Here is a 15,005-nt window from a genome sequence, read left to right as displayed (position 1 = left end):
ACTTTTTCAGTCGAACAGACTAAGGACGCATCATGCCCCGACCCCTACCTATCGAACGTTATCGCAACATCGGCATCTCCGCGCACATCGATGCCGGTAAAACCACCACCACTGAGCGCATCCTGTTTTACACCGGAATGAGCCACAAGTTAGGTGAAGTGCACGATGGCGCGGCAACCACCGACTGGATGGCACAGGAGCAGGAGCGTGGTATCACCATTACCTCGGCAGCGGTGAGCTGCTTCTGGCCGGGGATGGATGGCAGCTTTACGCCGCACCGCATCAATATCATCGACACCCCCGGCCACGTGGATTTCACCATCGAAGTGGAGCGATCAATGCGCGTGCTGGACGGTGCCGTGATGGTGTATGACGCTGTAGGTGGCGTGCAGCCGCAGTCGGAAACCGTATGGCGTCAGGCCAACAAGTACCACGTGCCGCGAATTGCCTTCGTCAACAAGATGGACCGCCAGGGTGCGGACTTCTTCCGCGTGGTGCAGATGATGAAAGATCGCCTGCATGCCAATCCGGTGCCGATTGTGATTCCGATTGGCGCAGAAGATCACTTCAGCGGTGTGGTGGATCTCAACAAGATGCGCGCTATCTACTGGGATGATGCCAGCCAGGGCATGACCTTCAGCTACGCAGCGATTCCAGACGAGCTGCAGGCGCTGGCGGCCGAATGGCGTGAAAACATGGTGGCGGCAGCGGCGGAAGCCAGTGAAGCCTTAATGGACCGTTATCTGGAGCAGGGCGATCTCAGCGAAGAAGAGGTGATTGCGGGGCTGCGTCAGCGCACGCTGGTGGGTGAAATCCAGCCGATGCTGTGTGGCAGTGCCTTTAAGAACAAAGGCGTGCAGCGCATGCTGGATGCGGTGATTGAGCTGATGCCCTCACCACTCGATGTGCCACCGGTGGCCGGTGTGAATGAGAAGGGTGAGCACGATGAACGTCATGCGGATGATGATGAGCCTTTCTCTGCACTGGCGTTCAAACTGATGAGCGATCCCTACGTGGGCCAGCTCACCTTCGTGCGCGTCTATTCTGGCGTGCTGCGCAAGGGTGACAGCGTGTGGAATGCAGTGAAAGGGCGTAAAGAGCGTATCGGCCGAATTGTGCAGATGCAGGCCAACGATCGCATCGAAATCGAAGAAATTCGTGCCGGTGATATTGCTGCCTGTGTGGGATTAAAAGAGGTCACCACCGGTGAAACCCTGTGTGATCCCAATGCGGTGATCACCCTGGAACGCATGGAGTTCCCGGACCCGGTGATTTCATTGTCGATCGAGCCGAAAACCAAGAGCGATCAGGAAAAGATGGGCCTGGCGTTGCAGCGGTTAGCGGCAGAAGATCCGTCGTTCCGCCTGCACACCGATGAGGAGTCAGGCCAGACCATCATCTCGGGTATGGGCGAGTTACATCTGGAGATCATTGTTGACCGCATGAAGCGTGAGTTTGGCGTGGAAGCCAACATTGGTCGCCCGCAGGTCACCTATCGCGAAACCATCCGCAAAACGGTACGCGATGTGGAAGGCAAGTTTGTGCGTCAATCGGGCGGTAAAGGCCAGTATGGTCACGTGGTGTTGACGCTGGAACCGCAGGCTGCCGGTGCCGGTTTTACCTTTGAAGATGCCACCAAAGGCGGGGTGGTGCCGCGCGAGTTTATTCCTTCGGTGGAGAAGGGAATTCGTGAAGCGCTGAACAGTGGCGTGCTGGCGGGTTATCCGGTGGTGGATCTTAAAGCCACGCTGACGTTCGGTTCCTACCATGAGGTGGACTCCTCGGAAATGGCCTTCCGCATGGCGGCGATTTTTGGTTTTAAAGCCGCAGCTAAACAGGCCGATCCGGTGATTCTTGAACCGGTAATGCAGGTGGAAGTGGAAACGCCAGAGGAGTATGCCGGTGGTGTGATGGGTGACCTGTCATCGCGTCGCGGTACGCTGCAAGGCATGGACGAGCGCTTTGGTGCGCGTATCATCCGTGCCGAAGTGCCGCTGTCAGAGATGTTTGGCTACGCCACCACGCTGCGATCCATGTCTCAAGGTCGCGCGACCTACAGCATGGAGTTCGCGCATTACGCCGAAGCGCCACGCAATGTGGCCGAGGGGATTATTGCCGCGCGTGCGGTGTGATTGATCGGCGGCAGGGATGCCGCCTTAAAATACGCGCGATGAATCGCGTCGCGACAAATAAACGCACCAACCGTAGCGGCGCAATTTATTGCGCAATTTTATGTAAACGCACGATCCGTAGGGTGCGCATTCATGCGCACAGGGTTTTAGGTCGCCATAAATGGCGACCCTACGAGCGTTGAAGCGTAATTTATTTCGTTTGTTTCCTTTAAACCATTTCATCACATCGATAGCCAATATTGTCGTTTTACATTTATTTATCCGAATTTTAATAATTCAGCGGGAAATATAAATCAAGCCGGTATGCGGCTATTTAAAATAACACCTGCAATCACCAAGGATAATATGAAAGCGAACGCAATTACTCTGGCTCTGGGTTTCGCCTGCCTGCTGGGCAATGCCGTTGCTGCCGATAAACCGGTTAGCGGCGGTAGTCTGACGGTCGGTGTCGAAACTGAACCCACCACCTTCAACCCGCAACTTAACGGGCAGGACAAAGCCGAAATCACGCTGCGCAACTTCTGGGAATCGCTGCTGGCCCGCCGTCCAGACGGCAGTTTTGTGCCGTGGCTGGCGGAGAGCTATCAAGCCAGCGAGGATGGTAAAACCTTGCGCTTCAATCTGCGCCGCGATGTGACGTTCTCCAACGGCGAAAAGCTGGATGCCAACGCCGTGGCCGAAAACTTTCGCCAAACTCAGGTGGCGCAGTACTGCGCCGGTACCAGCCTGTGCCTGATGGGATCGCACATCGACAAGATTGAAACGCCCGACGATCACACGGTGGTGATTACACTGAAATCGGTCTATTCACCGTTCCTCTCCTTCGCGGCGGGGCTGCAAATCCTTTCCCCCTCCAGTTGGAAATCATCGCAGCTAAAATCGGGTGGCACGGAGATTGCCGGTACCGGGCCGTTTATCCTGCAAAGTTACGAGAAGGGCCAGCAGGTTACTTTTGTGAAGAACCCGAATTACCACTGGGCACCGGCCACCGCGAAACATCAGGGACCGGCCTATCTCGATCGTGTCACCTATCGTTTCTTGCCGGAATCCTCGGTGCGCACCGGGGCGTTGCTCTCCGGTCAGGTGGATGCGATTGAAGGCATTTCCGGTAACGACGCGGGTGAATTCAAGGACAACCCTGATTTTACCTACCAGCACGCGCTCAATACCGGTACCCCGTACTCACTATTCCTCAACGTCGAATACGGCCCCACACAGGATGTCAAAGTGCGCCAGGCCTTGTTGCAGGGGCTGGAGGTCGATCCGCTGCTGAAATCGGTGTATCGCGGCGAGCGTACCCGCGCCTGGGGCATCACGTCACCGATTGATCCGCTGTATAACAATGAGCTGGAAGGGAAGTACGGCAATAATCCGGATGCCGCTAACAAACTACTGGATGAAGCGGGTTGGCAAACCCGAGACAGTGAGGGCTATCGCACCAAAAACGGTGAGCGCTTGCGCATTGAGTTGATTCAGGCGCAGGCCACCGTACGCGACCAGCGAGATGTGTTGTTGCAGGCGATTCAGGCACAGGCGCGTCAACGGTTAGGAATCGATCTCAAACTCAACTATGTGGATTCCGGTACCTATGTGGACGTGCGTAAAAGCGGCAAGTTTGGCACCATCGCTAACTCCAACACACCGACCGACGGCGTGGATATTGAAAACCACTACCGCCCCATTGCGCAGGGTGGAGCGATTAATTACAGCCGCGTCAATGATGCCAGTATCAATGGGCTGTTGGATCAAGCCGCCGCGACGCTGGATTTGAAGCAGCGCCGCCAGTATTACAGTGAGTTGCAGCAACGCGCTTTACCGCAGTTGGCGTTGGCGGTTCCACTGTATGAACCGGAAGATCAGCTTGCCACCGCCAGTTACGTGCATGGTTATGGTTTCCGCAGTTATAAGCAGATGCCGGAAAGCGTTTACGATGTGTGGTTGAGTCAACATTAATATCGCCAGGTGCGCATAAATGCGCACCCTACGAAAATCATACGAACGTATTGTAGGGTCGTCATTGATGACGACCTTTATTTAATTTTCGCTTATGCGATTCCCACAATTAACAAATCCATTGCCACTATTCTCGTTTTACTTTATTTCGGCGGATTTCAATAATTCCCTGCAGATAAATTCAGGAAACCCGCAGATGAGCCAATCTATTCAAATTGCTAAACCGGACGATGCCGACGAAATTTTTGCCCTGTTGCAACGCGCTTACGCATCGCTGGTGGCGTTGGATGTGCATTTCACCATATCTCAAGGCAACGTCGAGCAGGTTCGTCGCGTCATTGAACAGGAGACGGTACTGGTGCTGCGCAAATGGAAACGGGCTGTGGCGACGGTGACCGTGCGTTTCCCCTGGCAGCAAGAAACCGATGCGCCCTCGTCGCTGCCGTTTATCCACTGGTTTGCCGTCGATCCAGACTACAAAGGTCAAGGCTATGGCCGCGAGATCATCAGCTATGCCGAAGAGACGCTGCTGAAAGAAACGCTTAAAGCGCCTGGCGTGTATCTGGCCACGGCGACTAAACATCCCTGGCTCAGTGAGCTTTACCTGCGTCGCGGCTATCAGCCGTTTTATCACCGCACCAATGCGTTGGGCGAAGCGCTGGTATTCCTGAAAAAGGAATTCAACCCGCAGCCCATCGCCAACATTGCCTGATTCACATCATCAAAAACAACAGGGACATTATGAAAGCGAATTCAATCACGCTGGCGCTGGGGCTGGCGTGCCTGCTGAGTACGTTAAACACCTTCGCTGCAGAGCAACCGCGCAGTGGCGGCTCACTGACCTATGGCGTAGAAACCGAACCGGCACCGTTAAACCCGCAGTTGAATGGGCAATCTAAAGCCGAAGTCACCCTGCGTAATGTCTGGGAATCACTACTGGCACGACGCACCGATGGCAGTTTTGTGCCTTGGCTGGCCACGGGCTATGAAGTGAGCCCGGATGGCAAAATTTATCGTTTCACGCTGCGTCGTGACGTCACTTTCTCCAACGGCGAAAAGCTTGATGCCAACGCGGTAGCGGAGAACTTTCGCCATGTACAGGACCCAAAATATTGCGCAGGAACCAGTATCTGTGGACTGAGTGCCCGCATTGCCAGCGTGGAGACGCCCGACAATAGCACGGTGGTGATTACCCTGAAGCAGGGTTACGCGCCTTTCCTCTCTTTTGCCGCAAAGTTGCAGATTCTGGCACCGGCCAGTTGGCACTCACCCCAGCTCAAGGCGGGCGGTAAAGAGATCGCGGGAACCGGGCCTTTCATCATCGAGAGTTACGAAAAGGGTCAGCAGCTGACACTGGTGCGCAATCCGCATTACCACTGGGCACCGGCCACCGCACATCATCAAGGCCCGGCGTATCTGGATCGCGTGACCTATCGCTTCCTGCCAGAGTCCTCGGTGCGCACCGGTGCATTGTTGTCTGGGCAGTTGGACGTGATTGAAGGCATCTCCGGCAACGATGCCAGTGCCTTTAAAGACAACCCGGATTTTACCTATCAACATGCCTTGAACACCGGCACACCCTATTCGCTGTTTCTGAATGTGGAATATGGTCCCACGCAAGATGTGAAGGTGCGCCAGGCGCTGCTGCAGGGACTGGATATCGATCCGTTGCTGAAGTCGGTGTATCGCGGCGAGCGTACCCGCGCATGGGGGATCACCTCACCGGTTGATCCGCTCTACAACAACGATTTGGAAGGCCAGTACGGCAACAACCCCACGACGGCGAATAAGCTGCTGGACGAGGCGGGATGGCAAACGCGAGACAGCGAAGGTTTTCGCAGCAAAGACGGCCAGCGCCTGAGTATTGAAGTGATTCAAGCCCAGGCCACGGTGCGCGATCAGCGTGATGTGTTGTTGCAGGCGATTCAGGCTCAGGCGCGGCAACGACTCGGCGTCGAGATCAAACTGCGTTACGTCGATTCCGGCACCTATGCCGAGGTGCGCAACAGCGGTCACTTTGGTTCGATCGCCAACTCCAATACGGAGACCGACGGCATCGATATTGAAAACCACTACCGCCCGGTTAACGCCGGTGGCGCGATTAACTACAGCCGGGTCAACAGCCCTGAAATCAACGGCTGGTTAGATCAGGCCGCCGCCACGCTGGATATCAATCAACGTCGCAAATTCTACAGTCAGCTTCAGCATTACGCGTTAGCAGATCAGGCGCTGGCGATCCCGTTGTATGAGCCAGAAGATCAGATTGCCGCCGCCCGCTATGTGCACGGCGCAGGTTTTCGCAGCTACAAACAGATGCCTGAGAACGCATACGACATCTGGCTAAGTGACCATTAATCAGGAGGCGAAGATGAGTCTGGAAAGCATCGTCACCCGCACACCGCGACCGCGTAAGCCCGCTCTGTGGCGCAGTGATCTGTCGCGTCGTATTGTCGGTCGCCTGCTCGGCGGCGTATTGGTGCTATGGGCTGCCGTGTCACTGGCGTTTCTTGGTGTGCATCTGGCACCCGGTGATATTGTCAGTTTGCTGATTGGTGAACAGTTGCGGACCCCGGCAATTGAAGCTGCGATCCGTGCCGAGTGGGGGCTGAATGAACCGCTGTGGTGGCAATATTTGCACTACCTGTGGCGCGTGCTGCATGGCGACTTTGGGCGCTCCTACATGCTTAACACCGAGGTGAGCCATTTGTTGTCCACCCAACTGTGGCCCACCATCAAGTTAACCCTGGCGGCACTGTTGGTGAGCATTCTGTTTGCGGTAGTGATGGCGGTGGCAACGGCACATCGCCGCATCGGTCGTCGTGTTGCCAACAGTGTTGAGCTGCTGCTGGCTTCCACGCCGTCCTTCTGGATGGGCATCGTGCTGCTGTTTATCTTCAGTTTCACCTTGCGCTGGTTCCCTGTGGCCGGGGATCGCTCACTGTCATCACTGGTGCTCCCGGCGCTGGCATTAGGAATGGCGCAGGGTGCGGTGATGGCGCAGTTGCTGCGGCGCGAACTGGAGCGGGCGCTGGATGCTCCCTTTACGTTGACACTGCGTGCGTGGGGCGTGGGGGAAACCACGATTCGCCTGCGTCATGCGCTGCGCCATGCGGCCTTACCGGCGGTGACGTTAACCGGCTGGCTGGTGGGTGGCCTGCTCAGCGGTGCGGTGATCACTGAACAAGTGTTTGGTCGTCCTGGTCTCGGCAAACTCACGGTGGATGCGGTGCTGGCGAAGGATCTACCGGTGGTGCTGGCGGTAGCCATTCTGTCAGCACTGATTTACGTGGTGATGAGCACCCTGGTCGATATCTTGTCGCTGTGGATCGATCCTCGCCTGCGTGGGGAGAGCAAATCATGATCGCGGCACTGCAACGTCTGCCGACAGCACTGCCTGGCGCTGTGTGGCTGGCGATTCTCTATCTGCTTCTACTGGCGACAGCGGTAATCGCACCGGGCGTACTCACTCATAACGATCCGCTTCTGGCCGATCCGGTTAATGCACAACTGCCGCCATCGGCCGCGCACTGGCTCGGTACCGATCAACTGGGGCGTGATCTGCTTACGCGTGTGATTTACGGCAGCCGTTATTCCCTGTTAATCAGTGTGGCGGCGATGGCGCTGGCCGTGCTGTTTGGCACCCTGCTGGGGTTGATTGCCGCCTTGGTGCGCGGCGTGGTTGATGAATTGCTGAGCCGTGCGGTGGATGTGATATCGGCATTCCCCGATCTGCTGCTGGCGTTAATGCTGATCGCCTTTACCGGGCCGGGTACCAATAACCTGATTATTGCCCTCGGTGTGGCCTCGGTGCCGCGTTTTGCCCGCGTGGTGCGAGCGCAAACCTACACCGTCATGACCTCTGGTTACGTTGAACAGGCGCGGACGTTTGGACTTTCAAGATTCACGTTAATCACCCGCCATATTCTGCCGCACGCCATTGCACAGGTTCCGGCCTTAGCCACGCTGGGTTTGGGTACTGCCATCATCGGCACCGCCGGTTTGAGCTTCCTCGGCATGGGGCCGCAGCCGCCGACCGCCGAATGGGGCCTGATGCTGGCCGAAGGGCGCAACTATCTGCGTAACGCCTGGTGGATTGCGGTGTGGCCAGGCGTGTTTATCACCCTGACGGTGATTGCCGTGAATACGCTTGGCCGCCACTGGCAGGCCCGTTTTGAAGGAAGAAACGCATGAGCCAGCCGTTTATTGATATCCAGAATCTCAGCATCCGTTTTGGGGCGCAGCAGGTGGTGAAGAATCTCTCTCTGCAAGTGTGGCCGGGTGAATCGGTGGCGTTGGTGGGCGAATCGGGATCGGGAAAAACCCTGACCGCCCGCAGTTTGCTGGGGTTACTGCCCGAAGGTGCGGTGCTCACCGCCGACCGTTTCAACATTGATGGTCGGGATATGCGTGATGCCAGGCGCGGTGACTGGCAGGCACTGCGCGGGCGTCGCATTGGCTATGTGCTGCAGGATGCGCTGGTCTCACTCGATCCATTGCGCCGTATCGGACAGCAGCTAACCGATGCGTTACGTGCTGCCGGGCATCGCGAGGGATTGCAGGAAAAAAGTCTGGCATTACTGAAATCCGCCGGTATCCCCGATGCGGAAAGTCGGCTGGCGCGTTATCCACATCAACTCTCTGGCGGCCAGCGGCAACGTGCACTGATCGCCACTGCGCTGGCGGGCAGCCCGACGCTGTTGATTGCCGATGAGCCCACCACCGCGCTGGATATGACGGTGCAGCGCCAGATCCTGCAACTGCTGGCACAACGCCGCCGTGACGGCCATGGCTTGCTGCTGATCAGTCACGATCTGGCGGTGGTGGCGGAACTGGCGGATCGCGTGCTGGTGATGCGTGATGGCGAAGTGGTGGAGCAGGGACACAGCGAGCCGCTGCTGCAACGTCCGCAACATGCCTGGACGCAACGGCTGCTGCGGGCGGTGCCGACACCGGCTACACGCGGGCTGCGTCTGAGTGCCGCTGAACCGACGCCGTTACCGCCGCGCCCTACGCCAGGCCACGCGCCCTTGCTTGAGGGCATCAACCTGAACAAAGCCTACGGTGAGCGTCTGGTGTTGAACAACATCAACTTCACTTTGCATGCGGGGGAAACCCTGGGTGTGGTCGGAGAGTCCGGATCGGGCAAAACCTCGCTGGTGAAAGTGGTGATGGGTTTGACGGAACCGGATAGCGGTACGTTACGGCTGGAAGGTGAGCGTTGGGATCGCCTGCCCGAGAAAGCGCGCCGTGCCCGTCGTGCCCGATTGCAGTTGATTGCGCAGGATCCGTTCAGCTCCTTCGATCCGCGCTATACGGTGGAAAAAATTATCGGCGAAACCCTCGATAGCGTGGGCATTTATGGCGATGCGCGGCGTCAACGTGTGCGTCAGTTGCTGGATGAAGTGCAGCTTGGCGATCGCTTCTTGCAACGTTATCCGCAGCAACTTTCAGGTGGTCAGCGTCAACGTGTAGCCATTGCCCGCGCGTTTGCCCCCAATCCCGCGCTACTGGTGGCCGATGAACCGGTGAGTGCCCTGGATGTGTCTGTACAGGCGCAGGTGCTGGATCTGCTGGCCGAGATGCAAGCCGAGCACGGCACGGCGCTGCTGTTTATTTCTCACGATCTGGGCGTGATCCAACATCTGGCGGATCGCGTACTGGTGATGCAAAACGGTCAGATAGTTGAGAGCGGAGACCTGACGCAGGTGTTTGCCGCGCCTCAGCATCCGTGGACGCAAAAACTGTTACAGGCGCTGCCGGTGATCCCCGACTGGCAGCCCGCACACGCATAAAAAGGAGCATGAGATGAGTCAGACACAACGCCAGCTGCGGCTGGGAGCGATTATTCAGGGCGTATCCGGCAATATGTCGGCATGGCGTCATCCCGATGCGATAGCGGATGCCAGCATCAATGTCGATTATGTGCTGGATCTGGCGCGCAAAGCGGAGCAGGCGAAAATCGATTTCCTCTTTGTTGCGGACGGGCTGTACATCACAGCACAATCGATCCCGCATTTCCTGAACCGATTCGAGCCCATTACCTTGTTGTCGGCACTGTCATTGGTGACGCAGAAAATCGGTTTAGTCGCCACGCTCTCCACCTCGTACAGCGAACCCTTTACCGTGGCCCGTCAGTTTGCCAGCCTCGATCAGTTGAGCGGTGGCCGGGTGGGCTGGAATGTCGTCACGTCTCCGCTGGAAGGGTCGGCAAAAAACTTCTCGCGTGATACACATCCTGAACATGATGAACGTTATCGTGTTGCCAGCGAATATCTTCAGGTGACGAAAGGATTGTGGGATTCATGGGAAGAAGATGCTTTTGTGCGTGATAAAGCCAGCGGTCAATTTTTTGATCATGACAAGCTGCATACGCTGAATCACAAGGGCAAATATTTTGCGGTGCAGGGGCCGTTAAATGTGGGGCGTTCACCGCAAGGACGACCGATCGTGTTCCAGGCAGGCGCCTCTGAAGCGGGTAAAGCCTTTGCGGCGGAAGCGGCGGATGCCATCTACACCCGTCAGGAGACGTTAGCAGAGGCGCGTGAATTTCGTGAAGATGTGCGCCGTCGTCTGGTGGCTCGCGGCCGTGATGCCGATGATATCCGCGTGTTCCAGGGCATTAGCGTGATTATTGGCGATAGCGAGGAGGATGCAGAACGTCGCTATCAGCAGACCGCCGAGTTGGTCACCATCGATAAAGCGCTGGAGTATCTGGGGCGTTATTTCGAACATCACGATTTCAGTCAGTATCCTCTGGACGCACCGTTCCCGGATATTGGTGAACTGGGTGAGAACAGCTTCCGCAGTACGACGGACAAAATTAAACAGAACGCACGTGAGCGCGGTTTAACCTTACGTCAGGCCGCGCTAGAAGAAGCCACGCCGCGCCCCAGTTTCCTCGGCACTGCCGAGCAGGTTGCTGATGGTTTAGCGCAGTGGTTCCTGGAAGGCGGCACGGATGGTTTTATCGTACGCGGCGGCACGCCAACCGCATTTGATGATTTCGTGGTGCAGGTGATTCCACTGTTGCAGGCGCGCGGGATTTATCGCACCGAATATGAGGGTGATACCTTGCGGGAAAATCTGGGGTTAGCCACGCCAGAAAACCAGTTCGCCGCCCAGCGCCGCCAGCAGGTGGCGTGACATGTTGGTCGCCATAAATGGCGACCTTAAAGCACAGTTACACCATATTCCGCCGCCTGATCCTCCCAGGCTTGCACCTCATCGTAAAACGCCCGTTCAGGTACTGCGAATCCGCTAATCAAACTCTGTGCCATCAGCGGCTGGTACTGTTTAGCCGAGGTCAGTTCGTTCAGCGCACTGCGCAACTGCTCAAGCGTAGTGGCATCTGTTTTGGCCGAGGTGATCAGCGGTAGCGCGGCACACAGTGGCGTTTCGCCAATGATCTCCAGCCCACTCAGTTCTGCAGGATAATGCGCACGCAACAGCGCCCAGGTGATGCAGTCAATCGCCGCCACGTCCGCGCGATTGTCGCGCAGCGCCGCCAGCGACTGACGGTGGCTGCCACTCAGCAGCGTTTCACTAAAGAAGGTACCTTCTTGCGCCAGCGGTGCGACCAGGTAACGCAATGCGTTGTAACCTGAGTGCGAATCAACACTGTTGCCCACCGCGCGGCGGCCACGGAAATCACTGAGACTGAGGTTTTCATCTTCCTGACGAGCCACCAGCCAACTGCGGTAGCGCAATCCCTCACAGCCTTGTGCACTGGACTGAAACGCGCCGACCAACTGCACATCGGGCAGTAACGCCACCAAGGGATAGCCGCAGGTATGACTCAGCAGCAGATTCTCATCGCGCCAGTGGGGTAACAGGTCGGTGTGCCATTCGACCTCAGCCTGCACGCCGCGTTGCGCCAGCAGCGTCGTTAGCGCTGAGGTCAGGCCCAGCGTCGTCGGGTGATGGATATCGTACATCGGTAAAGAGATGATCGGCATGCTGTGCATCCTTGTGCGTTCCCGGATGGGCGTTGACGTTGACCGCCTGGCGCCAAAAGCGCGTTAACCACTCGCCATAACCGGCGACGCGAAAACCCTGGTTGCGCTGATGATAGCCTTCGCGATACAGCAGATAGACTTTACGCAACCCGTACCACGGCAATCCGGGCAGATCGTGATGTACAGAATGATAGTTGAGATTCAGGAACAGCAAGCGCCATGGCCATGCGGCTTCGTTATTCACCGAGCGTGCCAGCGGCGCGTCTTCAGCGCGATGTTCATAGAAAGATCGCACTTTGGTGAGCGCCAGTGCGGGGTAACTCACTGCGCCAACAAACCACAGTGGTGAGAATCCTTGCTGCAGCATCCAGTAAAACAGGCCCGCCAGCAAGGTCAAGTGAATCAACCACATGGCAATGTCTGCCCGCGCTCGTGCCTGCACCAGGGTCTTCATCGTGGCCGCGATATCCAGCAGCGGCCCCAGCATTAACCGTCCGGGAAAGGTATTGCGGAGGTGAACCACGCGTTGTTGCCAGGGCTTGAGTTGTGCCCAACGTTCAGGGGACAAGTAATAGGTTTCTGGATCTTCATCCGGCTCGGTCAGGGTGTGGTTGCGATGGTGCGCCAGATGCGAATCGCGATATAAACCATAGGGATACCACACAGCTAGCGGCAAGGTCCCCAGCAGCTGATTGAAACGTGGGTAGCGGGTGGGATGGCCGTGGATCAGTTCATGCTGCAGCGACATGTACCAGGTCGTCAGTACGATCAACAGCAGAGTAGAGGCGAACAGTCCCAGCGTTTGCCAAAACATCACGCAGGCAAACCAGCCGCTATACACGGTGATGATTAACAACCAGGTGGGCAACTCACTGCGCCATAGCCAACTGCGTGCCAGTTGATGCACCACGGCGCGTTGTTGTCCGTTGATATAATCGTTAGCCATGAAGATGAATAAACCTGCGATGCGCTGAAATTACCTGCACGATGCGGCAACCCTGTTCGCGACACAAAGACCGTGTTTTTATGACTTATGCAAAAAAGTTGATGAAGCGCGCGAAAACTATTGGCTATCAGTCACCTCACGCCTGGCGTAACCTCTCTCCATCGAAACTTAATCTATTACGTGCGGGCGAGTCTGGCCCACGAGGAGAATTTCACCATGAAAAAAATTGGCTTCTTATCCTTTGGTCACTGGACCCCGTCTTCACAGTCTGCCACCCGTTCCGCGCAGGATGTGTTATTGCAGTCCATCGATTTAGCCGTCGCCGCTGAAGAGCTGGGCGCTGATGGGGCTTACTATCGCGTTCACCACTTTGCGCGTCAGCTGAGTTCACCTTTCCCGCTGCTGGCGGCGGTGGGGGCAAAAACCAATCGCATCGAAATCGGTACTGGCGTGATCGACATGCGTTATGAAAACCCGCTGTATATGGCGGAGGATGCCGGTGCGGCAGACCTGATCTCCAACGGGCGTCTGCAGCTCGGTTTAAGCCGTGGCTCCCCAGAGCAGGTGATTGAAGGTTATCGTTACTTTGGTTTTAACCCGAAAGAGGGCGAAACCGATGCCGATATGGGCCGTCGTCACACCGAAGAGTTGCTGGAAGTGCTGCGCGGTGAAGGTTTTGCTAAACCGAATCCACAGCCGATGTTCCCGAACCCGCCGGGTCTGCTACGTCTGGAGCCGTTCTCTGAAGGGCTGCGTGAGCGTATCTGGTGGGGCTCAGGTTCGAATGCTACTTCCGTGTGGGCAGCGCAGCAGGGCATGAATCTGCAAAGTTCAACGTTGAAAGATGATGAAACCGGCGAGCCGTTCCACATTCAGCAGGCGAAACAGATCCGTGCATATCGTGAAGCATGGGCAGCAGCAGGTCACCAGCGCACGCCGCGTGTGTCCGTCAGCCGCAGTATCTTTGCGCTGACTAATGACATCGACCGTGCTTACTTTGGTCGTAGTGGACAAGATCAGGATTCCGTGGGCTTCCTCGATGAGAAAACCCGCGCCATCTTTGGCCGTAGCTACGCCGCTGAGCCTGAGCAACTGATCAAACAGCTGGCGCAGGACGAAGCAATTGCAGAAGCGGATACGCTGCTGCTCACCATCCCGAACCAGCTGGGCGTGGATTACTGTGCGCATGTCATGGAAAGCATTCTGACCCATGTCGCGCCGGAATTAGGTTGGCGTTAATTTTCGCAGGGCGTGCCAGGCACGCCCGCTAATTCATGGGATATTTTAAAAATTCGGGCAGTGCTTCCATTTGTTGTGCATACGCGTGCAAATGGGGATAAGCCTGTGCATCCACCACGTTCGGCACCACCAGTTGCATAAAACTCCATACGACAGCGCTGGTAATCGCCACTTGGTCCAGTTTAAGCGCTCTCCCCTCCATCGCTGCATTCCATAACGCGCAATTCGCGAGCAATTGCTGCGTCACACGCTCTATCCACGGTTGGTGCCACTTATCTTCCGGACGCAAGCGATGTTCATACACGTGCTGCACGGCTTTTTCACTGGCGGCGAGTGCCAATCCCAGCAGTTGGCTATCCTCGGCCAGCGCCGTGTCATCAGAAGGGTATAGGCGATGCCCGGACTGAGCGCGGGTATCCAGATAGTGCAAAATGAGCGTCGAATCCATTAGTACGGTGTCGTTATCCAGCACCAGTGTGGGTGCTTTAACGGCAGGATTGATTGCAGCAAATCGTGCGTAATCACCAAACACTGAAAGGGGGTGATGCTCAAATGCAATGCCGTAAGCTTCCAGAGAAATGGCGACTCTTCTGACGTAGGGTGAATCCAGCATGCCAATCAGTTTCATTAAAACTCCTTGTTAATCTGGCAAATTGAGATGTTCAACATTAACGGGCTGACAGCACGACGACCAGCGACGACTTATTAGTAAATTTGTTAGTAAAACTTACATCAGCTATGGCAGGCTGTGGCGAAAAATGGTCGATCAGGAATTTGATT

General features: G+C 56.4%; 12 protein-coding genes. 9 read left to right on the top strand and 3 right to left on the bottom strand.

Annotated features, from left to right (window positions below):
- Nucleotides 1-32: 32 nt before the first annotated feature.
- The 8 genes from fusA (at nucleotide 33) to PSSD_RS12820 (ending at nucleotide 11,228) form a co-directional block, all read left to right on the top strand.
- On the top strand, nucleotides 33-2,132 hold the full coding sequence (gene fusA, locus PSSD_RS12855) for an elongation factor G (RefSeq protein ID WP_058972491.1): 2,100 nt from the start codon (nucleotides 33-35) through the stop codon (nucleotides 2,130-2,132).
- 345 nt (nucleotides 2,133-2,477) lie between these two features.
- Complete coding sequence (locus PSSD_RS12850) at nucleotides 2,478-4,085, top strand: ABC transporter substrate-binding protein (protein WP_058972490.1); 1,608 nt, start codon at nucleotides 2,478-2,480, stop codon at nucleotides 4,083-4,085.
- A 196-nt stretch (nucleotides 4,086-4,281) separates the two neighbouring features.
- Nucleotides 4,282-4,797 carry a GNAT family N-acetyltransferase gene (locus PSSD_RS12845; protein WP_058972489.1) on the top strand — a complete coding sequence of 172 codons (516 nt, stop codon included), beginning with the start codon at nucleotides 4,282-4,284 and terminating at the stop codon, nucleotides 4,795-4,797.
- Between the two features lie 29 nt (nucleotides 4,798-4,826).
- Nucleotides 4,827-6,440 (top strand): ABC transporter substrate-binding protein, encoded by a 1,614-nt coding sequence (locus PSSD_RS12840; RefSeq protein ID WP_058972488.1) that lies wholly within the window; start codon nucleotides 4,827-4,829, stop codon nucleotides 6,438-6,440.
- Nucleotides 6,441-6,453: 13 nt separating this feature from the next.
- On the top strand, nucleotides 6,454-7,446 hold the full coding sequence (locus tag PSSD_RS12835) for an ABC transporter permease (protein ID WP_058972487.1): 993 nt from the start codon (nucleotides 6,454-6,456) through the stop codon (nucleotides 7,444-7,446).
- The gene (locus PSSD_RS12830; protein ID WP_058972486.1) at nucleotides 7,443-8,276 is read left to right on the top strand and encodes an ABC transporter permease; all 834 of its coding nucleotides are present in this window, start codon (nucleotides 7,443-7,445) and stop codon (nucleotides 8,274-8,276) included. Before PSSD_RS12835 ends, PSSD_RS12830 begins: the two co-directional genes overlap by 4 nt.
- A complete protein-coding gene (locus tag PSSD_RS12825; protein ID WP_058972485.1) occupies nucleotides 8,273-9,877 on the top strand; it encodes a dipeptide ABC transporter ATP-binding protein in 1,605 nt (534 codons plus the stop codon). Before PSSD_RS12830 ends, PSSD_RS12825 begins: the two co-directional genes overlap by 4 nt.
- Before the next feature lie 13 nt (nucleotides 9,878-9,890).
- Complete coding sequence (locus tag PSSD_RS12820; protein ID WP_058972484.1) at nucleotides 9,891-11,228, top strand: LLM class flavin-dependent oxidoreductase; 1,338 nt, start codon at nucleotides 9,891-9,893, stop codon at nucleotides 11,226-11,228.
- A gap of 26 nt (nucleotides 11,229-11,254) precedes the next feature.
- Here the strand turns inward: PSSD_RS12820 and PSSD_RS12815 are convergent, their stop codons facing one another.
- Together PSSD_RS12815 and PSSD_RS12810 are read right to left on the bottom strand one after the other, a co-directional pair.
- Nucleotides 11,255-12,040, bottom strand: coding sequence for a phosphate/phosphite/phosphonate ABC transporter substrate-binding protein (locus PSSD_RS12815; RefSeq protein ID WP_439654601.1), 786 nt, complete (start codon nucleotides 12,038-12,040; stop codon nucleotides 11,255-11,257).
- The gene (locus tag PSSD_RS12810) at nucleotides 11,937-12,986 is read right to left on the bottom strand and encodes a fatty acid desaturase (protein ID WP_058972507.1); all 1,050 of its coding nucleotides are present in this window, start codon (nucleotides 12,984-12,986) and stop codon (nucleotides 11,937-11,939) included. Before PSSD_RS12810 ends, PSSD_RS12815 begins: the two co-directional genes overlap by 104 nt.
- 216 nt (nucleotides 12,987-13,202) lie before the next feature.
- Between PSSD_RS12810 and PSSD_RS12805 the strand changes: the two genes are divergently transcribed.
- A complete protein-coding gene (locus PSSD_RS12805) occupies nucleotides 13,203-14,225 on the top strand; it encodes an LLM class flavin-dependent oxidoreductase (RefSeq protein ID WP_039335111.1) in 1,023 nt (340 codons plus the stop codon).
- Between the two features lie 28 nt (nucleotides 14,226-14,253).
- On the opposite strand, the gene PSSD_RS12800 is transcribed toward PSSD_RS12805, so the two are convergent.
- Nucleotides 14,254-14,853, bottom strand: coding sequence for a glutathione S-transferase family protein (locus PSSD_RS12800; RefSeq protein WP_058972482.1), 600 nt, complete (start codon nucleotides 14,851-14,853; stop codon nucleotides 14,254-14,256).
- Between the last annotated feature and the right edge of the window lie 152 nt (nucleotides 14,854-15,005).

This window comes from Type-D symbiont of Plautia stali, from assembly GCF_001485335.1.
GTDB classification, from domain to species: domain Bacteria; phylum Pseudomonadota; class Gammaproteobacteria; order Enterobacterales; family Enterobacteriaceae; genus Pantoea; species Pantoea vagans_C.
The sequence above is the reverse complement of the archived record's forward strand: the minus strand, read 5'-3'. Positions and strand labels throughout refer to the sequence as shown.